Below are 21,506 nucleotides of genomic sequence, written 5' to 3'. Positions count from 1 at the left end.
ATAGTATGGTAATCTTGCCGCATATTATTCAAGTCTTTTTACGATTCTAGATATGTTTGCGGAATAGGCTTCCCTGCCTCGGTCGCTAGGTTGATATTGTTAAGCCATGCTTGTGAAAGCTTGCCCGTTCCTATCCGAAGCACTTGAACCTCGACTTTGCGCTTGCCCCATTGCTCATATACTTGTTTGATCGTTTCAAAATACAAATCGATCTTCTTCCCTTTTATCGCGGATCCTGTATCAGCTACTACACCGTAGCCGTAACCGGGAATGTACAGCAGCGTTCCAATGGGGAACAGCTTCGGATCGGCCGCTATCGTGGACACTTGATCTCTTCGAACCTTAACGCCCGAATAGGTAATCCCATATTGCGGATGCCCAGGACGTTTGCCCGTTGATTCGACCCCTGCCGTATAGCCCGTGGCGATAACCTCGACTGTTTCCAGCTTGGGGTCCTCATACTTACCCAAGCTTGCCGCCTCCTGAAGACCCGCCTTATTGCGCTTGTTTGCCTTTGAAGAGGCATCTGCAATGCTGCTGTTCGTTGAAGCCCCTGCTGCTTCAATACAGCAGCTAGATATATTTAGAGCGATAACGAAAGCAGACATAGGCAGCAGAACAGACATAACCTTTTTCATAAAAAATAAGCTTGTGACCATCTGGGTTACTTCCTCCTCAGAAGAATAATGCCCCGATGGCCCAAGCTTTATGCGTCAATCTTTATTGTTCTTTGTCTGCAATTTGCTTCTTCAGCAAACTTATTAGCTCATTTAGAGGCATTGCTCCAAGGTCGCCTTCGCCGCGTTTGCGAACGGATACCGCCTCGGCTTGCATCTCATTCTCACCTACAACAAGCATATAAGGTGCCTTCTCAAGCTGCGCCTCGCGAATTTTGTAACCCAACTTCTCATTACGCAGATCGCTCTCAACGCGTATTCCGCTTAATTGCAGCTGTTCAGCTACCTTGCGCGCGTAGCCTTCATAAGCAGTAGATACGGGAATGACTTTTGCTTGAAGCGGTGACAGCCATAACGGCAGAGCGCCTGCGAAGTTTTCCAGCAAGAAAGCAGTCATCCGCTCCATTGTGCTTATAATGCCGCGGTGGATCACGACTGGGCGATGTTTCTTGCCATCCTCACCGATATATTCAAGCTCAAAGCGCTCTGGAAGCAAGAAATCAAGCTGAGCTGTCGACAATGTCTCTTCTTTGCCAAGCGCTGTTTTAATTTGAACATCCAGCTTTGGACCGTAGAAAGCTGCTTCGCCCTCTGCTTCAAAGAATGGAAGCTCAAGCTCTTCAACAACCTCACGCAGCATGCGCTGTGACATTTCCCACATTTCATCATTTTGGAAATACTTCTCTGTATCCTTCGGATCGCGGTAGGACAGACGGAAACGGTAGTCCTTAATGCCGAAATCCTCATACACCTTGCGAATCAAGTTAACAACACGCGCGAATTCTTCCTTGATCTGATCTGGACGGCAGAAGATGTGTGCATCATTCAGCGTCATTGCACGTACGCGGTGCAAGCCAGTTAGCGCACCGGACATTTCATAGCGATGCATAGTTCCTAGCTCGGCAATCCTAACAGGCAGGTCGCGATAGCTGCGCATGTCGCTTTTGAATACCATCATATGATGCGGACAGTTCATTGGACGGAGAACCAGCTCCTCATTGTCCATAATCATTTTCGGGAACATATCCTCGCTGTAATGCTCCCAGTGGCCGGAAGTTTTGTACAGCTCAACGTTTGCAAGAACGGGTGTATATACATGCTCGTAGCCCAAGCTTTCCTCAAGATCAACGATATAGCGCTCCATTGTTCTGCGCAGCTTTGCTCCATTAGGCAGCCATAGAGGCAAGCCTTGACCAACTTCACGCGAGAATGTGAACATTTTGAGCTCGCGGCCGAGTTTACGGTGATCGCGCTTCTTCGCTTCCTCTAAGAAATGAAGATGCTCATCGAGCTGCGCTTTTTTCGGGAAAGCTGTTCCGTATATGCGCTGCAACATCTTGTTCTTAGAATCACCGCGCCAGTAGGCACCCGCTACGCTAAGCAGCTTGAAGGCTTTGATTCGGCCAGTGGACGGCAGATGCGGCCCGCGGCATAAGTCAAAAAACTCGCCTTGATCATACATCGTAATAACCGAATCTTCCGGAAGATCACGAATAAGCTCAAGCTTCAGATTATCGTCCAGCTCGGTGAAGATCGCAAGCGCTTCTTCTCTGCTGACGATCCGGCGACGAATATCAAGATTTTGCTGAACAATCTTTTCCATTTCCTTCTCGATCTTAACCAGATCCTCAGGTGTCAAGGATTGCTCCATATCAATGTCATAATAGAAGCCGTCCTCGATAACTGGACCGATTCCCAGTTTAACATTTGCGTTTCCGTACAATCTTTTGATTGCTTGTGCGAGCAAGTGAGCTGTGCTGTGGCGATATACTTCCAGTCCGTCAGCCGATTCTACTGTTACAATCTCGATCGCTGAATCAGCTTCAATCGGTGTATACACATCGACCACTTTTCCGTTCAGTTTTCCTGCTATAGCATTTTTGCGCAGCCCTGGGCTGATCGATCCTGCTACTTCTTCAATAGTTGTGCCTGCCGCATATTCCCTTACTGCGCCGTCCGGCAAAGTGACTTGAATGCTCATCCTCGTTCATCCTCCTATTTGTTTGTCAGCAATTGTTTCAATTTTTATTAATTTCAAGCAAAAAAGAACACAAAAAAAGCACGTATCCCTAAAAAGGGACGAGTGCTTTGTGCTCGTGGTTCCACCCTACTTCGACTGCGCCGGCCGATTGCTCGTGCTCTGCAGTCCTCGTATGTTCTGGTAACGGAGAATTCCGGTACAGCTTACTAGTGCAGCAAATCTCAATAAAGGAACACCGCAGGTTAGGCTATACAGCTTCAAAGGGGTATATTTGCGGATATTATGGAAGGAAATTTCAGCCTAGTTTCCTCTCTCTGAGCCAAACATCAAGCGCAAACACATGTCTTTTTCATTGCCGATTAGATCTTCTATGTGTGTCATTATAGCTCGACTTATGCGCAAGGTCAAGAGTAAGACAGCGGGAAGCGGATTTCCTAAACCTTAACCCGGAGGCGCCGCCTTCGGGTTCGCTATTTGATTCTAAGGCTGAATGAGCTCGTCGAGGCTGCTGCTGCACGATGCGCATTGCACGCAGACGGTAACTCGCTGGTCAAATATCGATTCAATCGTACGAATAACTTGCATTTCCGGTTGTCTCGTATGAATCTTAATATGCTTCGGCGATACGGCTATGAGCGAGCTAATAACCATATCCTCTATATTCATTTCGGTCTCAAGCATTTCTGCAACAATTCGATCTGATGGAGGATTCGGATCAAGGGGTTGAAAACAGTCATCGTAAATCATGAAATCATGCCCCCCCTTATGGAGCAAATGTACCATTGGCACCTTTGTCTCTTGAAGAAAAACAAAATATTTCAACAGGGATATGAATTCCTGATATTGCTTATCCAGTACATATTCATCCAAAGCATAATCTACAACTTCCGACAATTCCTTGCGGTAAGCCTCTAAACGAAATGTCGTGAAGCCTATCAAATTAAGCTGCGTGTGCGTCTGCAAGTACTGCTCTACCTCAGCAGCAACCTTATTTTTTCTTCTTAACCGGTCAGCGTCCAGAAATTTCGATCCTAGACCGTCCCATTCTTTGCCATGCAGCATATCATGGCAATACTTCTCGATTGCTGCTGTATCTGTTGATACATTATGGCTGTATTTTCTGCGAATAATGGACGCGAGCATATCCGGTTCCAGTTCCCCAACAACAAATTCTGCTATCGCCCGCGAAGCAGCCTTATAGACAGCCGGACCATGTAATTTCAGCTGAAAAAACGGCAAAATGGCCTGACACCCTATTTCTAGCTCGGATATAACGGGAAATGCGACAATTGCTCCTTGTTCAGCATTTGAGCCGATATGTAAATCGACGATTGCTTGTTCCGTCAACAAATGGGTTAATTTGTCCACCGATTGCTGGAGGCTTGTAGGCAATGAAATCGTAAATAGTTCCATAAGCTCACCCCTTTCCTTCCTTATCAGTATATGGTCCAGCAACAAGGGATATACGATGAAGAGATTGGAATGTAAGGGAAGCCTGTTTCACAGCTAAAAAAGCCTGCAATCAACCATCCCTCTAATGAGAGGTGATCGATAGCAGGCGTATGAATTGGCATTATTGTGCTGCTCTAAATTAATTTTGCATTACGAAATCAAGACCAGCCTTTTCGTTGCCATGATACGTTTTCAAAATATTATATTTCGTGTCCCGCTGAGCAGGAATTTTGCCGCATTCACGGATTAGTTGAAGAATAAGATCAATGTTCACTTTGTGAGTGGTGCCTGCCGCTGATACGACATTCTCCTCAATCATCGTGCTGCCGAAATCATTGCAGCCGTAGGATAGCGATAGCTTGCCCATCTCAGGTCCCATCGTCACCCAAGAGGATTGGAAGTTTGGAATATTATCCAGCATGATACGGCTGGCCGCGACAATGCGCAAGTATTCCTCAGGCGGTGCCTTCTCCAGCTTCAAATTCGTATTATCCGGCTGGAATGGCCATGAGATGAAGGCCAAGAAGCCCGTCGAGTCGTATTTGTTCGCTATGCATTCGTCCTGAGCATCACGGATGCGCAGCATATGCAGAGCACGTTCCTCAACCGTCTCGCCAAGACCGTAAACCATCGTCGCTGTCGTGTTCATTCCGTGACGATGCGCAGACTTCATGACATCCATCCAGTCTGTCCATGAACCCTTCATACGGCTGATCTTGCGCCGAGTACGGTCATCCAAGATTTCTGCTCCGCCGCCCGGCAAGGAATCGAGTCCTGCCTCATGCAGCTGTCTAATGACTTCATCCAAAGAAAGGCCATCCGAAACAACTTTCATCTTCTGTATTTCAGCTGGTGAGAAGGAGTGCATCGTAATGTCAGGGAAATGCTGTTTGATCTTGCGAAGCAAATCCAAATAGTACGTAAACGGCAAATTCGGATTCGTACCGCCCTGCATTAGAATCTCTGTGCCGCCAACGTCTATTGTTTCCTGAATTTTGCTCAGGATCGTCTCATCAGGAAGCACATAGCCTTCCTTAGAGCCTGGTGCGCGATAAAAAGCGCAGAATCGGCAATATACATCGCATACATTCGTATAGTTAACATTTCGGCCCACGACAAACGTCGTAATAGGCTCAGGGTGATGTCTCAGCATGATCTGATTCGCAACATGGCCCATCTTTTCAATTTGATCCGAAGCTAGCAATTCCATGCCCTCTTCAAGCTCAATACGTTCACCGCGCAATGCTTTATCCAATATGTGGTCTAACGTTCCCATTCCGCAAGACTCCTTTAATTCTATTCTATTACGTATGTTTATCTCCTCATCCTAACATATATTCCCCCTGTAAGTCATCCGCCGCAGCCGCTTTGTATGTGTCAGAAATAAGAAAAAACGGCTGTCCGTTAGGACAACCGTGTCTTTATTTCTATAAAAAGCTAAGCTCGAAGCGCCTGATCCAAATCCTCGATCAAGTCCTCAATGTCTTCCAATCCAACGGAGTAGCGAACTAACCCATCTGTAATGCCGCGCGCATGTCTGACTTCCTTCGGCATAGCCGCATGGGACATCATGGCCGGATAGGATAGAATACTTTCTACTGCGCCCAAGCTAACAGCTACCAGCGGTATTTGCACCCTGCTGAGCAAGGATTTAGCTCGTTCGCCGCTGCCTACATCAAAGGAGACAACTGCGCCGTAGCCAAGCGACTGCTTCTCATGAACGGCACGGCCAGGGTGTCCTTCTAAACCGGGATAATAAACAGCTGTTACTTCCTTATGACCTGACAGCCATTCGGCTAGTCTGCGGGCACTCCGCTCGCTATGCTCCATTCGCGCTTGCAGCGTTTTCATGCCGCGCATAAGCAGCCATGACTCCTGGGCGCTAAGAACGGTGCCTAATCCGTTTTGAAGCTGCTTCAACCGTTTGGCAAGGCCTTCATCAGCGGTAACCGCAAGTCCTGCCAGCACGTCGCTGTGGCCTCCCAGAAACTTAGTAGCGCTGTGGAGGACAATATCAACGCCATGCTCGATTGGACGCTGATGATAAGGCGTCATAAATGTATTGTCCAGCACTGTTAGCAAGCCGTGTTCCTTCGCCCAAGACGTCGTTTCTGCAATATTCGTAATTTTTAGCGTCGGATTAGAAGGAGTTTCCATGAAAACAGCTTTGGTATTAGGCTGCAAAGCAGCTTTCACCGCTTCGAAATCCGTCATATCCACAAATGTCGATTCAATGCCCAATCGATCCAAGATTGATGTCAACAAACGATATGTTCCGCCATAGACATCTTCCGTTACGATTACATGCTCGCCTGCCGACAGCAGCAGGAACGTCGTCGATATGGCTGCCATACCCGAGGCGAACGCAAAGCCACGTGCACCGCCTTCGAGAAGCGCAATATAATCCTCTAACGCTTGCCGTGTCGGATTGCCGGAACGGCTGTAATCGTATTGCGGCGGATTAAAAATATCATGATGATGGAAGGTTGACGCCTGATAGATCGGCACGCTGGATGCGCCTGTATGCTCATCGATTTCCGAACCGAAATGAAGAAGCTTCGTAGCAAAACGACGATCTGAAGGCTGCCCTTTAATGTTCTCATCACTCATCGTCTATAGCACCTCCTGAGTCTCGCTCGCCGCGGCGGCAAATGCTTGTTCCAAGTCTGCTATCAAATCATCAGCATGCTCAATGCCAATCGAGAACCGAAGCAAGCGGTCATCAACACCGATAGCTTCACGAATTTCCAATGGAATATCAGCATGCGTCTGAACGGCAGGATATGTCATGAGCGATTCAACGCCACCTAAGCTTTCCGCGAACGCAATGAGCTTGATATGGCGAAGGATCGGCTCAACATAACGGGAATCTTTCAAACGGAATGACAAGATCCCTGTATTGCCCGAGGATTGCTTATTCTGAATATCGAAGCCCGGATGATGCGGCAGCGCCGGATAATACACATCCTCAACCGCCGGATGCTCCATTAAATAGCCTGCAATTGTTGTCGCATTATACTGATGGCGTTCCATACGCAAAGCTAAAGTCTTCATGCCTCTCATCAGCAGCCATGAATCCTGCGGTCCAAGCACAGCACCGATTGAATTATGAAGGAATGCCATTTCATCGGACAGCTCCTTGCCTTTCGTTACAATTAAGCCGGCAAGAACATCATTATGTCCGCCTAAATATTTGGTCGCGCTATGAATGACAATATCTGCGCCAAGCTCAATTGGACGTTGAAAGAAAGGAGTAAGCAGCGTATTGTCTACGATGGTAATCAAACCCCTGGATTTCGCCCATGCCGCTACCTTTTCAATATCCGTAATCATCATCAATGGATTTGTTGGCGTCTCGATAAGGACTGCTTTCGTACTCGGAGTCCAAAGCGATGACATGGCGTCCAGATCATTCGTATCTACATAGGAAGCTGTAACTCCGAATCTCGACATGATCCGCTCAAGCAGCCGGTACGTACCACCATACAAATCAAGTGATACAATTAAATGATCGCCTTGGCTAAATAAAGCGAAGATCGTTTGCAGGGCAGCCATGCCAGAGCTGCAAGCAAAAGCAGCATCACCGGATTCCAGCTGTGCCGCAGCTTCCTCAAGAACCGCTCTTGTCGGGCTTTTGGTGCGAGCATAGTCAAATCCTGTGCTTTGCCCTAGTTTGGGGTGACGGAATGCTGTCGCCTGATAAACAGGGAAACTAATAGCTCCTGTTACAGGCTCTTTAATTGAGCCGATTTGAGCCAAATGACTTTCGATTTTCATAATGATCTCGCACTCCTCTATTTATATTTAAATGCCTGCACCCAAATCAAACGGTGTTTGTTGGTAAACATAATAGTTCAGCCAATTCGAGAATAGAAGGTTGGCATGCGCGCGCCATGTTGAAAGCGGCACTGCTGCTGGATTATCGCCAGGAAAGTAGTTTTTGGGCACATCTATGCTAAGCCCTTTGGCTTTATCTCGGTCGTACTCATACTTCAACGAGCTTGGATCGTATTCAGAGTGGCCTGTTACGAATATTTGTCGGCCATCTTTTGAAGCTACAATATATACGCCAGAGTCCGCCGAATCTGACAAAATATCCAGATTTTCAATATGCTCGATGTCTTCGCGGCGTACTTCCGTATGACGGGATTGAGGAACAAAAAACAGTTCATCAAATCCGCGCAGCAAATTAACATTTCTTTTCTCAACCGTATGGGGGAAAACACCGAACATTTTGTTGTCCAAATTATATTTGGGTATGTTGTAGTGATGGTAAAGCCCAGCCTGTGCGGCCCAACAAATATGGAAGGTTGATGTAACGCGCCTTGCGCTCCAGTCCATAATCTCCTTCAGCTCTTCCCAGTAGTTCACATCTTCAAATGGCATATGCTCTACAGGAGCACCTGTAATAATAAGTCCGTCATAATACTCATGCGAAATTTCATCAAACGTTTTATAGAAAGCTTCGAGGTGGTCCGTAGATGTATTCTTGGAGGTATGCGTTCTAGGATGCAGCAGCACAACCTCAACCTGAAGCGGCGTATTCCCTATTAGCCTTAGCAGCTGTGTTTCTGTCGTCTCTTTCGTAGGCATTAAATTCAATATGGCGATTCGCAGTGGTCTGATGTCTTGCTGATAAGCAACCGTTTCATCCATTACGAAAATATTCTCATTATTCAAAATTTCTTTGGCTGGCAAGTTATCCGGTACTTTAATAGGCACACCAATCAACTCCTTGTTTAGTTACCAAAGCTGGAGGCTTTGGGCAGTATGGTCGCTTAAATAACAAAAAGACCTTTTCCGTTGTGAGAAAAGGTCGTATGCTCAGTTAAGAAGCCATCCGCCTCTCTCATCTCCCAGAAACATTAATGTTTCCGCAAGAATTAGCACCGTGCATAGTTATGCCGGTTGCCGGGCTTCATCGGGCTAGTCCCTCCGCCTGCTCTTGATAAGAAAGTAGTCTATTCATTTTTCAGCGTTTACTATTCATTCCTTACTTTAATGCATTGTTTTATGCGCGTCAAGAAGGTACTTTGCATACGATAACGGTGTGGGTAAATATAGGTTGTATTTATGCTTGAATGTAAAGCTGACACGGGAGTATACTAGACAAGAATTATGGCGACTAATTGACTAATAAAGGGGTGGAAATGGACATGGAGGGCGACAGACCGAAGCCTGAACAATATCGAATACGATTACTGCCGGTTCTATGTGAATCCGGGCTCAGTCCGCAATCTATGCCGCATATCCAGTTACGATGACTGAATTTGGCAGCAAGGATTAGAACAGCCCCATGCCACCTCTTTAGCCGGCAGTCTTCTCTGAGGAAAGAAAGGAGCGACTCCGGATGAAAATTCGTCTCGTTAACAACGGTGTTTTTACCCCTATTGAAGATATTGAACAAACGCTTTTACCAGCGCCTGAAGGATTTTATTGGATTGACGCGGACGTTGAGGATCTTGTTGTACTGCAGCCTTTGTTCAGTATGCATGATCTGGCTGTGGAGGATTGCCTGAGTGAAGAAGAGCAGCGTCCCAAAATTGAAATATATGAAAGCCATTACTTTATCGTCATAAACAGCATACGCTTCGATGATGAAGAAATCTTTTTGCGCGCATTGAATATTTTTCTCGGCCGCCACTTTATTATTACGGTTACGAAACAGAAAATTAACGAATTGCGCTCCTTGAAACCACTGCTATGGGAGCAGGAAGTGAGCAGTCCCGATTATTTCCTATATCACCTCGTCGATATGGTTGTTGACAATTATTTTCTTGTTGGCGATCGAATTGACAACCGCATCGAGACGCTGGAAGAAGATATTTTGATGCATACCAAAAAATCACACCTGAACGAAATCATTGGTTTGCGCGGTGAAATATTGTGGCTGAGGAAAATTCTTGGACCACAGCGCGACGTCATTGCAACGTTAAATAAAAAGGATTTAAAGCTGATCGACGATCAGCTCCAGAAATATTTTAGCGATATATATGAAAATGCCTTGAAGATAGCAGAGTCCTTTGATACGTATCGCGAACTCATGGGCAACTTACGAGAAGCTTATCAATCCAGCGTATCCAATCGCGCCAATGAAATCATGCGTGTTTTTACCGCTATTACAACAATATTCATGCCGCTCACTTTCATAACCGGTATTTATGGAATGAACTTTGATTTCATACCAGGCCTTCATATTCGAATGGGAAGTTATATATTGCTAGGAATTATGATGCTGCTTGGCGTAAGCATGTTTTTCGTTTTCCGCAAGAAGGAATGGTTATAACAGCTGAGTATACCATTATACGGAAGGGCCGTACTCGTTTTTAGCCATCTGGGCTTTTTACGGATACGACCCTTTTTGCTGTAGCAAGCTATATCCTTTATAATAAAATAATGCTCAGTAGTGCAGTCTCTAACCTTGAAAGGGGGATTGACGTGAATATCAGCCAGCTTGAAACACTCCTAATGATTTCCAAAACAATGAGCTTTCGTAAGGCCGGCGAGCTGCTCAACTTAACTCAGCCTGCCGTGTCGGCACAAATAAAAAGCTTAGAGGATGAGTTCAAGACGGTCCTTATCGATCGGAACCAACCCGTCACCTTAACGGATCACGGCCAAGTATTTCTAGAGCATGCGGAGAAGATGCTCTCCATCGTTGAAGAGCTGAAGCAGCGGCTTTCTGATTTGAATCTAACGCCGCAAGGACATATTTTGCTTGGCACAACCTCAACGATGGCCATACAAATTTTGCCTCGTGTGCTGTCCTATTTCCAAGATCAATTTCCTTTAATCAAAACAACGATTCATTCCATGTCTTCCTCTCAAGTATTATCAAGCGTTGAGAATGGCTCTGTTGATATTGGAATTACCTATTTAACCGAAAAAAATCCGAATGTTTCCTCCTCTGTCCTCTATTATGATACATTTGAGCTCGTCGTTGCGCCTTCTCATCCAATGAGCAAGCTCACACACACGACCGTTGACACACTTAGAGATTTACCGATGATCATGCTGGCTCCCGAAACGCTTGGCCGCAGATTTATCGATCAAATATTGCGTAAGCATAATGTTCAACCAAATGTCGTGATGGAGCTCTCAAGCAGTGAAGAAGTAAAACGAATGGTCGAAATTAATCTCGGGGCAGCTGTTATATCCAAGCTCGCGATCTCGAATGAACTTCGGCTCGGTACTCTGAAGATGATTAAAGTCCATGAATTTGAGACCAGCCATCCGGTAGGCGTCGTCTATAAATCAGGTCGGTATCTGAGCAGTGCAATGCAGCAATTTCTAAGCGATTTAAAAGGAATGCCAGAGCATCAATTCATTAGCAGCGAATAAGAACATAATGGATAAGGAGCGATTCTAATGAAATTCGACTTACATACCCATCACTTCAGATGTGGACACGCCGACGGCAATATTGAAGATTATATCCTTGCAGGCATAGATGCTGGACTTCAGGCAATCGGAATTTCCGATCATTCCCCTTATTTCTATCATAAGGAGGATCAGCCTTCACCAGGCATTGCGATGGCGAGAAGTGAATTTGCTAATTATATAAGCGAGGTATTGCGTCTGAAGGAAAAATACGAGGGCAAAATAGAAGTTTTGCTTGGTATGGAATCTGATTTCTACCCTCAATATGTGGAAATTTACCGTAGTGCATACAAGGATGTGCCCTTCGATTATTTGATCGGTTCCGTTCATCAAGTAGGCAGTGTCAGCATCTTTAATCGCAATCGTTGGAAAAATTTGAATGAAGCTCAGCATATCGAGGAGAAACGGAGCTATTACGGCCTGATCAAACAATCCGCCCGCTCCGGAATGTTCGATATTCTGGGACACATCGATGCCATGAAAGGTTATTATCCCGCATTCTCTGACATCCCTGCGAATGATGAAATTGATGATGCGCTGCGTACAATAGCTGATAACGGTGTATCCATCGAAATTAATACGTCGGGAAGCACCAAGGATGTAGGGGGATGGTATCCTTCTGACGCTATACTAGAGCGTGCGCTTCACTTCGGGGTCCAAGTGACCTTCGGATCTGATGCTCACAAGCCAAGCCGTGTCGGAGATGAATGGGAGCTTGTGCAGAAGCGGCTGAAGGAGATTGGCTTCTCACAATGGGTGTTCTATAGACAGCGTCAGCAGGTCATTGTACCGTTGTAAGTGAATAAATGAACAAAAAAGGGGACCTGCACGCTGCAGGTCCAAAAAGTATATATTTAAAAGGGGGTCTTGTTTATTATAATAGCCCATTAATGTAATGGGACGATAACAAGACTATTTCATTTGTGTAACAAATTTAGAGGAGATGGACAGTCATGTGGCTCGCAACAGCCATCGGCAGTGCTGTATTGTTCGGATTTGCCGGTTGGTGGATGAAAGTATCTCAGATGCGCGGCGGCTCAACCAGACTGCTGCTGCTTGGTTTATACGGATCAGGGGCGCTCGGTTTTGGCGTTCATGCCGCAATAGAAGGCACACTAGACAAGCTTGCTGATCCGATTATATGGATTGCTGGCATTGTAATAGGAGCCGGCTCTGCATGGGGCAATGCCTTGTTTATGAAAGCTCTTCATTATGGACCTGCAAGCTTAACCTCCCCGCTCACCAATATGAATATCATATTAGTCGTCGCATTATCGACTTTGTGGTATAAGGAACCTCTAAGCGCCTCTGAAGCCATTGGAATAACACTCCTATTGCTTGCCGTTGTTTTCATTGCCTATAAACGGAAGGAACCGCTTACGATTAAGGAGAAGCGCTGGTTTATCATTGTTGGAGCAGCCATACTGTTGTTCGCTCTGCGAAATGGAGGACTAAAGGTTACAGAAGAGCTTGGCTTGCCAAGCGCACCTATTCTGTTCATTGCCTATGCGCTCTCACTCGGCTGGTTTTTCATCCCGGATCATCATGCAGCTCCGCGTTCAGCCAAGCGTACTGGGCTGTGGTTTGGCATTATCGCGGGCTTATTCTCATACGGCGGATTGCAGCTGTATGCTGCTGCGCTCTCAACTGGCCAAGCAAATTTAGCTGCTCCCATATTTGCAACAAACAGTCTCGTTGTTGCTGCCTTGGCTATCGCCGTTTACAAAGAAAAGCTGACCCTTGTTCAGTGGGCAGCCTTTGCTTTTACAATTATAGGATTGATCATCATTCGATTGTAAACGAATAAATTAATTAGATAACGGTTTCACAAATTCCCAGTAATTTCTTAATTCAAATGAACTTACTTTAAGTTTGTACATATGCTACAATAGTATTACAAAAAGCGGGGTGATACGGTTGGATTATTCGACAATGTGCCCAAAGTATGAAGCTGCGGCCGACATATTAGGTAAGAAATGGACTGGCAGAATTATTCGGGTGTTGCTCGGAGGGCCTAAACGGTTCAAAGAGATTAAGGAACAAATACCCGAAATGAGCGACAAAATGCTTACGGACCGTATGAAAGAATTAGAGGCACAAACCATTATTAAACGTCAAGTATATCCCGAAATGCCCGTGCGAATTGAGTATGAGCTAACGGAAATGGGAAAAGAGCTTGAACCAGTCATCGAATCCATCCAAAAATGGGGCGAAGAATGGATGTAATATAAGAAACCGCTTAGGCGGTTTTTTTTATTTCCTGGTTTTATTGAAATAAGAGTCCACTCGATTCCTAATCTCTGAGGATGGCTTAATACCTAACTCACTGAGATATGCAGCTTCGAACTTTGCATAATGTCTAACAATAAGCTCTTTTTTCCCTTGGCTCTCATAAACATCCATTAGGAGTGAATTCATTTCCTCCTCCAACGGGTAGACGTTCAAATAGGTATCGAGCCGTTGTTCGGCCATGCTCCAATTGTGTGCGGCAATCTCAGCTTGAATTAATTGGCGCATAAATGCCGTATATTGCTTTCCAAATCCTTCTTCCATAGAAACCTTCCAAAGATATGGCTTGCCATCAAGCAGCGGACCACTATACAGGGAACAAAGCCTATCCACTTCAGCTATACTAAGTTTGTCATCCAAAAAATCATTTTTTGAGCGCTGAAAGGCAAGTAAATCATACTCCTCATCGCCCGTTTCCAGCAAATATCCATCATTTGTTTTTATTATGTCCATGCCAAAACGATACTCTCTAAGCATTTTTTTTAATAAATAAATGGAATTGTGTAAGTTATGAGATACTCGTTCCTCATCCATTTCCGACCATAATAAGTCTGCAAGCTGCCATTTACTAACCACCCGCCCTGGGTGGCACAAGAAATAAGCGAATAATTCCTCCGTTTTGCGCGTTCGAAGGCGGATAACGGCATCTTCTGCATTGCGCACCTCAAAACCTCCAAAGCAGCGGATCGCAGACAAACGCTTCTTAGATTTGATTGGTGCAGCAGATTGATGGCGATTTATGAGGCGCTCCGCAACCCTTTGAACAGCACTGGGCGTTACCGGCTTCAAAATATAGTCAAGAGCTTCTACTCCGAACGCTTCCAATGCATAATCCTTGTAGGCTGTTGTGAATACGATTTCAGTTTTAATCGACAGCTTGCGAATATTTTGTGAAAGCTCAACACCATTCATCTTCGGCATTTCAACATCTACGAAAGCAACATCAGGCTTTATCTCTTCGAGCTTCTCCAGTGCTTCAATTGGATTGGTGAACGCTCCTACAATCCTATAATTAGCATTTCGACCTATAATGACCTTCATCAAATCCAGAATCGGTTTTTCATCCTCAATAATGACCGCTCGAAACATATAAGCCACTCCTTCAAACCTTTTTCCGTAAATAAAGTCTGCTTTTATCAAAACAAGCTATCGTACTTTTCCCAACCCGTTCCCGCTGCTGTCCAAAGGCAAATACATCGTAACCTTCGTTCCCTGTCCTGCCTCTGAATGAATTGTAAACGCTGCTCCAGGTATAGCATCCAGACGCTTGCGAATATTGGATATACCGATGCCGCCGTTCTGATATTCACCTCTTACCATTTGATAGAGCAAATGTTCTGGTATGCCTATACCGTCATCCTCAACATGTACCTGCATAAATCCTTGACCCTTTTGAATTTTAAGTGCAACGATTCCTTCCCCATCCTTCTCAAATAAACCATGGCGGATTGCATTCTCAACAAACGGCTGAATGCATAAAGAAGGAATTTCAACATATTGAAGACTTTCATCCACATCGCAGATGAAAGTGAACCGATCCCCAAACCTTGCTTTTTCGATCTCGACATAAGCATGTATCAAATCCAGCTCCCTCGTTAAGGGAACAACTAAATGGGCACGGTCGGTATCTAGTATGTAACGAATATATTGACTAAGCATGGATAATAAATGAGCTGCCTTTTCACCATCAGTATAGCAAAATGAAATCACACTGCTTAATGCATTGTATAAGAAATGCGGCTTGATTTGAGCTTGATGAAAGGCAAGCTCATTCTGAATCGCTTCTTGAATAGAGGTTTTCATCGCAATCAGCGTTTGTATTCTAGCAAGCAATGTCTCTCCATCGAACGGCTTGGTTATATAATCGTTAGCGCCAGCCTGAAAGCCGAGTGCAATGTCTGGCGGTGTGTCCTTAACCGTAGCGAATAGAATAGGCAAATCAAGAATGGAATAACCCCCGCGCAGCGTACGGCAAAGCTCGATCCCCGATATACCTGGCATCATGACATCCAGAATAACGAGATCCACACGGGGATACTCTTTCATCTTATCTAACGCCTCTTTGGCAGAGAATGATGTTATGACGTTATAGGGATGATTTCTTAAAATACTTAATAGACTATGTATATTAGATGCCTCGTCATCTACGATTAGGATCGTGTGCTCATGCTGACCTAAGATGTCTAATTGGCCATCTAAATGCTCCAATCGCTGCAGCATTTTCTCCTCCATAGATGCTGCAGCTTCCGTGTACCCGGATATTTCCTCCACCTTCGGCAATGAAAACAGCATGCGCGTCCCTTCTCCGGTCTCGGACCAATCCACACGGATCTCCCCGCCCATTCGCTCAACAAGCTTACGGCTTATATATAAGCCTACTCCCATACCGGTATACCCGTCCATCGGGAGCGGCTCCTCAAGCTGCTCGAAATATTCGAATATCGCTGAAAACTTATTTGGAGCAATCCCAATACCCGTATCCTCTACTGTTATCGTAACCATATTTCCCGCCATGCCTGATAATATTTTAATCCAGCCATTATCTGTATGCTTAATTGCATTATAAACTAAATTATAGAGCACTTGACGCAACCGACTCTCATCTGCCATTACCCATATATCAGGCTTTATCGCGTTCTCCAGACGAACTGATTTCCCCACTAACTCAAATTGCAGCATGTCCAATACAATTTGTACGGCAACTCGGACATCAACGACAGTTGAATGCAAGCGCAGCTCCCCATGCTTCAACAGGCTTACATCAATTAAATCCTGTATGAGCATCGAAAGCTTCGTTGAGGTATCCTTGATCAACCATAGATTCTGTTTTTGTCTCGGAAGCAAGTTTTGTTCCTCATTCTCCAATAGAAAGGAGGTCATATTCATAATCCCATGCAACGGGGTTTTGATCTCATGGGAAGTATTCATTAAAAATTCATCCTTCAGTTGATTAGATACCATTAACTTACGGGAAAGGATCTCTGCTTTCTCATGAGCATTCGAGAACCGCAAAGCGAGCAATAGATTAATAAATACAATAAAACCGATTACACCACATTTTCCCGCCCAATCCGTTGGTACTAGATTCTCTGAGTAGAGGCTTGCGTCTACTAGGAAGATCATCAACGAAATGGCTCCTCCAATAAACAGCATTAATTCCCTCTCTTCAAACGATGACTCTTTACTTTGAATATATAAATACATCATCCTAGCTATCATCCACATAACCAATACAGCCAAATAACCGAAAAATAAATATTTTACACTTATATGATAACGATAAGGCAGCACGACAACCCCGAGAAGATAGACAATAAATGGAGCGAGGAGCAGCTTCATGCTCCTTACTGTCATCAGTCTTGACTCCACCGAGCAGAAAAATAAAATAATAACTATCGCGCTAAGAAATTGACTTATTTCCAACAGCTTGTAGGCTGCATCGAAAGGAACGTTCGGGAGCAGCAGCAGAGAAATTTTCTCGCCATATAATGAACCGTCTAGGGACAGAAGCAGCAAATATAATCCACTCAGCAAATAGGCCTTCTTTCTGCGCCCTAGGAAGTAAAGACAGAGATGATATGCGCCGAACATGCCCAGTATACAAATAATTCCAAAGTCTGAACCCAGCTGTATACCATTAAACCTCGTAATATCGGCTTGTGCACCGAATGGAATTGAGTTGACAATACCGCCAGTTACGTACACATAGTTGGATACCTGAATAAGCAATTCAACTTCTTTATCCTTCGAATGAAAAAAAACGGTATAAGGCGTATTGCCCGAGCTGCCCGACGAGGCATAGGCAGACGGTTGTCCGCTTTCACCTTCCTTTTTTCCATTGATGAATAACCGCTGTGCCATGCGAATGCTCTTTATCTTCAAGCCTAATACTTCATCCTCATCTTGCAGCAGTACTTTTAGACGATATGTACCAAAGCCTTTTCGTTTCATGCCGCCATCTGCTGCTTTCCCCTTCCATGTGCCAGGAACATATAAATATGAGATTTCTGCCTCTTCAGAGCCTTGGCGAAAATCAGCGGGTTCGAGCAATTGTCCTTCATAAAACTCCCATTCACCATCCAGCATGACGGTTCCCCGCTGAGAGAAATCCCAATCGGATAAATCGAGTACCCCCTGTTTTGCTAACGGCATATTTCGATTTGGAACCGTTAAAAGGTAGATACTAGCTGCCAACGCTATAATAAGTAGAATAAGCAAAACAAGCTTCATTATTCGGTTAAAACGCTCTGTACGCAACATGACAGCCCCTTATACCTTTCTAAACTCCACTCATTCTATCATTTATTACTCACACAATTCTCTAAAATTATAAAAAGAAAAACCCCTAACAATTGTCAGGAGTTTGAATCTTAGCTGGTGAGAATTGTCTCTCACGTTCAACTGTTATTTCAAACATGCTTTTCTTTATTTAAACGACATCCAAAACAATCACATTCACCGAATTCGCAGCTAAATTCACAAAAATAAGTCCGTCGTCTACTTGTATTACCGCTTCGCTTGGCACCACTTTCTCATCATTCTTCTTGTTGATATTCGGAATATGTACAAGCGCCGAATCACCGGTTAATGTCATCCTTTTACCTGTAGGAGCTGCATTTATGTCTTTCAATTCCAGCTTAATTGCTTTATCAATGCCATCGGCATTCACAAGCTTGATATAGACATCCATACATACGATGTGCCATAACGAGTACTGTGTGGTTATAAAACGAAGAGGGGGTTTGAGTTTGTTTCAACATTTGATGTTACAGTCAACGTAAAGCGTCAATCGTGATCATAATTTAAAATTCTGATGTTAAATCATATTCTGCAGGGAGCAGGCAGCAAGCAAAACAGCCGATCAGGTATAGATACTCTGATCGGTTGTTATATAATTAGGCTGCCCTTGAAGTAGTTTATGTAAGAAGTTAATGCCCCGATGATGCGATCAAGAGAATGCCCATCACTACAACAATTGAAGCTGTTATTCTTCGCGCGCCTTGCGATTCTTTTAATACAAAAAGGCCGAGCAGCGTGCCAAACACGATACCCACCTCACGCATTGGCGCGATAGTAGATACATTAGCATTTTTAACTGCAAACAAGAAGAGCAGATACGAGCCTGGAGACAATATCGCCCCTATCCAAATGATTTTTGAATGATTGCGAATAACACGCTTTAACCGATCAGGCTTTAAAACAGAAGGAGTTAGACCTAGTAAAAACCCAATATTCGTCACTTCCAGCAGCGCAAGCGGTGAAATATATTGCAAGTTTACTTTATCAATCAGTGTGTAAGTTGTAATACAAAGCCCAACGCTCAGAGCCAAAAGTATAGGTTGAATAAGTGTAGGCTTATGCTCTTTTCCCGAGTTCCACCCAACCATTACGATAAATCCGATCAGCATGCAGCAAATACCTAACCAGCCCCATATAGGCAAAGCTTCACCCAATAAGATGACACCAGCGAATGGAATAAGCAAGGTTGGAGTTCCTCGCATGATGGGATACACTTGTGATAATTCACCTGCTTTATAGGTGTAGGCAAGCAGCATCGAATAAATAGCTTGCATAGCAAGAGACAATCCAATCATCATCCAGCCGTTAAAACTTAATTGCGCTTCAGCCAATTCAATTATTAGCACCGGCATTAAAAAAATGGTTGCGGGAGCATATATCACCCATAAGAACACTGGCTTATCCGTACTTTGCTTGGCAAACATATTCCAGACCGCATGTGCCAAACCGGAACATAAGACGAGGACAAGGTTAATGACAATCATGTTAAAAACACCCGCTCCTTTCATTTCTTTCAACACAATAACACACAAACACACATATATACAATATATCGAAATCAAATACAAATAAATTCTCACAAAAAAAACGACTCTAGGTATTACACCCAGAATCGTTGAACATGAGCTCTTATCATCTCCGTTGTTACCTTTATTCATAAACAATTTCTATTCCGCTTGCTTTGTATTTATCTACAATTGCCCTATCAATCTTAGAGTCTGTTACAAACCGTTCAACTTCTGTGCAGCTGCATACCTTAAGTAAAGAGACCTGATCAAATTTACTGCTGTCCGTCAGTACAATAGTAGATTTCGCATTGGCATGCATAATCTTTTTCACCTGCACTTCACCTATAGCATTATCTGTAATGCCCTCTTCTAGAGTAACACCGCTCATACTCATAAAAAATAAATCAGCATGAAAACGAGATGCGAATTCTTCTGCTAAGTCGCCGATAATGCTCTGTTCTTCATGACGAATAACACCGCCGATCATGATCAGCGTATATCGGGGCATGCTGACCAATTCATTAACGATTGGCAGTGAATTCGTTATGATCGTTAGTCGGTCGAACTTTGCCTTAAGCGCCTTTACAATCTGCAAGTTGGTCGTACTTACGTCCAGAGCGATTGACATTCCTTCCGTTACATATCGGGTCGCAATTCCGGCTAATTCCGTTTTCTCCTCTACGTATATCGCTTCTCGAATAGGCAGCGGAATTTCTTTACTATAGTCCGGTTCTTTCAGAATAGCTCCGCCATGAACCCGCCTTAAATATCCTTCGCTTTCCAAAAACTCCAAGTCACGTCTTATCGTTTCAAATGATACGCCAAACAACTCCATAAGCTCAGAGGCGCGGATCGATTTGTCATTATTTAATTTATTAATAATCAGCTCATGCCGCTGCTGTACAAACAAATGTATCACTCCTTTTCGCTATAACTCCCAAACTTCCTATTCTTAATTAATAATCTAACATATATCTTTACCAAGAAGACTAATTAACAAATTTTTAAAGCTCATAATTAGACGACTGACACAGTTACCAAAGAAAACTGCTGTATTTCGCTGCACGATTGAACCTTCAACACTAGACTAAGGTCGGGCGCGTTTCCGGTCCTTAGATGAATGTGTAGGCAGGTTTAAGCATCTATACTGAGGGAAGTAATAGTAAGAGAGGGGTTCAGTGATGAAAAAACAAAGTGCTGTAAAAGCTTGGGCAATGCTTCTGATGTCTCTTCCGAAGGGGATCATGGCATTTGTTATCGCAGTTGTTGGTTTGAGTGTGAGTTTACCACTAGTCATATTATGGGTTGGCCTGCCTATGCTTGCAGTGACATTTACGGCGTGCAGCAGATTGATGAACAATGAACAGCAAGTCGTTGAAGCTTGGCTTCAAGAAGATTCTCAAAAACATTCTGCTGCGGACAAACAAATATCTCTACATTGGAACGGTTGGCGGTCATTATGGTCTCTTCTTGGACAAGGACGAACATACATGGGTATCTTATACAGCCTAATGCAGCTTCCACTAGGCATCGTAGGGTTTACACTTGCTATCGTCCTGCCGGTTACTGCTTATTCGGTTATGCTTTCTCCATTAGCTTATAAGGTAAGTTCCGAGTTATTCGCTTTTGATCTCTTCGAATCGGATTGGGGATTACATCCTCTTTTCCCAGAAATGACTTCATACGAGCGCTCTTGGGTGGCTGGTGTGGTCGGTTTGGTGCTTGTATTCGTGCTGCCATTTCTTTTAAGAAAGATTGGGCTGTTGTATGCTTCATTTATCCAAGCAATAGCAGCATACGATTACAATACAAATTCCGAACATTCTTTTATATCAAAAGGGGCGTAAGCTGCTGTTAATGCAGCGGATCTGCAGCATAGGCATCGGCTATTTGATGGACATGCTATAATAAGTATAGTGT

18 protein-coding genes and 1 riboswitch are annotated in these 21,506 nt (G+C 44.3%); of the genes, 6 read left to right on the top strand and 12 right to left on the bottom strand.

Annotated features, from left to right (window positions below; all coding sequences use genetic code 11):
- Window positions 1-38 precede the first annotated feature (38 nt).
- The 7 genes from CEF13_RS29425 to metA all read right to left on the bottom strand — a co-directional run bounded on the left by CEF13_RS29425 (window position 39) and on the right by metA (window position 8,832).
- On the bottom strand, window positions 39-659 hold the full coding sequence (locus CEF13_RS29425) for a 3D domain-containing protein (protein ID WP_279588942.1): 621 nt from the start codon (window positions 657-659) through the stop codon (window positions 39-41).
- A 61-nt stretch (window positions 660-720) separates the two neighbouring features.
- A complete protein-coding gene (gene thrS, locus CEF13_RS07115; RefSeq protein ID WP_102710061.1) occupies window positions 721-2,658 on the bottom strand; it encodes a threonine--tRNA ligase in 1,938 nt (645 codons plus the stop codon).
- 480 nt (window positions 2,659-3,138) lie between these two features.
- Entirely contained in the window at window positions 3,139-4,071 is a 933-nt protein-coding gene (locus tag CEF13_RS07110; protein WP_102710060.1) for a putative sporulation protein YtxC, read from the bottom strand.
- Between the two features lie 178 nt (window positions 4,072-4,249).
- A complete protein-coding gene (gene mqnC, locus CEF13_RS07105; RefSeq protein ID WP_102710059.1) occupies window positions 4,250-5,386 on the bottom strand; it encodes a cyclic dehypoxanthinyl futalosine synthase in 1,137 nt (378 codons plus the stop codon).
- Window positions 5,387-5,547: 161 nt separating this feature from the next.
- Window positions 5,548-6,720, bottom strand: coding sequence for a trans-sulfuration enzyme family protein (locus CEF13_RS07100; RefSeq protein WP_102710058.1), 1,173 nt, complete (start codon window positions 6,718-6,720; stop codon window positions 5,548-5,550).
- A 3-nt stretch (window positions 6,721-6,723) separates the two neighbouring features.
- Complete coding sequence (locus tag CEF13_RS07095; protein WP_102710057.1) at window positions 6,724-7,887, bottom strand: aminotransferase class I/II-fold pyridoxal phosphate-dependent enzyme; 1,164 nt, start codon at window positions 7,885-7,887, stop codon at window positions 6,724-6,726.
- A gap of 27 nt (window positions 7,888-7,914) precedes the next feature.
- Window positions 7,915-8,832 carry a homoserine O-acetyltransferase MetA gene (gene metA, locus CEF13_RS07090; RefSeq protein ID WP_102710056.1) on the bottom strand — a complete coding sequence of 306 codons (918 nt, stop codon included), beginning with the start codon at window positions 8,830-8,832 and terminating at the stop codon, window positions 7,915-7,917.
- 124 nt (window positions 8,833-8,956) lie between these two features.
- Window positions 8,957-9,065, bottom strand: a riboswitch (SAM riboswitch).
- 395 nt (window positions 9,066-9,460) lie between these two features.
- Here metA and corA point away from each other — a divergent pair.
- The 5 genes from corA (at window position 9,461) to CEF13_RS07065 (ending at window position 13,716) form a co-directional block, all read left to right on the top strand.
- Window positions 9,461-10,396: a magnesium/cobalt transporter CorA gene (gene corA, locus CEF13_RS07085; protein ID WP_102710055.1), complete on the top strand. Its 936-nt coding sequence runs from the start codon at window positions 9,461-9,463 to the stop codon at window positions 10,394-10,396.
- Window positions 10,397-10,548: 152 nt separating this feature from the next.
- Complete coding sequence (locus CEF13_RS07080; protein ID WP_102710054.1) at window positions 10,549-11,451, top strand: LysR family transcriptional regulator; 903 nt, start codon at window positions 10,549-10,551, stop codon at window positions 11,449-11,451.
- Window positions 11,452-11,478: 27 nt separating this feature from the next.
- On the top strand, window positions 11,479-12,288 hold the full coding sequence (locus CEF13_RS07075; RefSeq protein WP_102710053.1) for a histidinol-phosphatase: 810 nt from the start codon (window positions 11,479-11,481) through the stop codon (window positions 12,286-12,288).
- A 155-nt stretch (window positions 12,289-12,443) separates the two neighbouring features.
- Window positions 12,444-13,289: a DMT family transporter gene (locus tag CEF13_RS07070; protein ID WP_102710052.1), complete on the top strand. Its 846-nt coding sequence runs from the start codon at window positions 12,444-12,446 to the stop codon at window positions 13,287-13,289.
- Window positions 13,290-13,407: 118 nt separating this feature from the next.
- Window positions 13,408-13,716: a winged helix-turn-helix transcriptional regulator gene (locus CEF13_RS07065; RefSeq protein WP_280531295.1), complete on the top strand. Its 309-nt coding sequence runs from the start codon at window positions 13,408-13,410 to the stop codon at window positions 13,714-13,716.
- A gap of 27 nt (window positions 13,717-13,743) precedes the next feature.
- On the opposite strand, the gene CEF13_RS07060 is transcribed toward CEF13_RS07065, so the two are convergent.
- The 5 genes from CEF13_RS07060 to CEF13_RS07040 form a co-directional block, all read right to left on the bottom strand.
- A complete protein-coding gene (locus CEF13_RS07060; RefSeq protein ID WP_102710051.1) occupies window positions 13,744-14,868 on the bottom strand; it encodes a response regulator in 1,125 nt (374 codons plus the stop codon).
- 57 nt (window positions 14,869-14,925) lie between these two features.
- Entirely contained in the window at window positions 14,926-18,039 is a 3,114-nt protein-coding gene (locus CEF13_RS07055; protein ID WP_102710050.1) for an ATP-binding protein, read from the bottom strand.
- 169 nt (window positions 18,040-18,208) lie between these two features.
- Complete coding sequence (locus CEF13_RS07050) at window positions 18,209-18,469, bottom strand: hypothetical protein (protein ID WP_102710049.1); 261 nt, start codon at window positions 18,467-18,469, stop codon at window positions 18,209-18,211.
- Between the two features lie 238 nt (window positions 18,470-18,707).
- Window positions 18,708-19,562: a DMT family transporter gene (locus CEF13_RS07045; protein ID WP_102710048.1), complete on the bottom strand. Its 855-nt coding sequence runs from the start codon at window positions 19,560-19,562 to the stop codon at window positions 18,708-18,710.
- A 166-nt stretch (window positions 19,563-19,728) separates the two neighbouring features.
- Entirely contained in the window at window positions 19,729-20,505 is a 777-nt protein-coding gene (locus CEF13_RS07040; protein WP_341806381.1) for a DeoR/GlpR family DNA-binding transcription regulator, read from the bottom strand.
- 262 nt (window positions 20,506-20,767) lie between these two features.
- Here CEF13_RS07040 and CEF13_RS07035 point away from each other — a divergent pair, with 262 nt between their 5' ends.
- The gene (locus CEF13_RS07035) at window positions 20,768-21,433 is read left to right on the top strand and encodes a sensor domain-containing protein (RefSeq protein ID WP_102710046.1); all 666 of its coding nucleotides are present in this window, start codon (window positions 20,768-20,770) and stop codon (window positions 21,431-21,433) included.
- Window positions 21,434-21,506: the final 73 nt, after the last annotated feature.

This window comes from Paenibacillus castaneae (assembly GCF_002884445.1).
In the GTDB taxonomy this organism is placed as follows: domain Bacteria; phylum Bacillota; class Bacilli; order Paenibacillales; family Paenibacillaceae; genus Pristimantibacillus; species Pristimantibacillus castaneae.
Note: the sequence above shows the minus strand (reverse complement) of the source record. Positions and strands in the feature narration are given on the sequence as shown.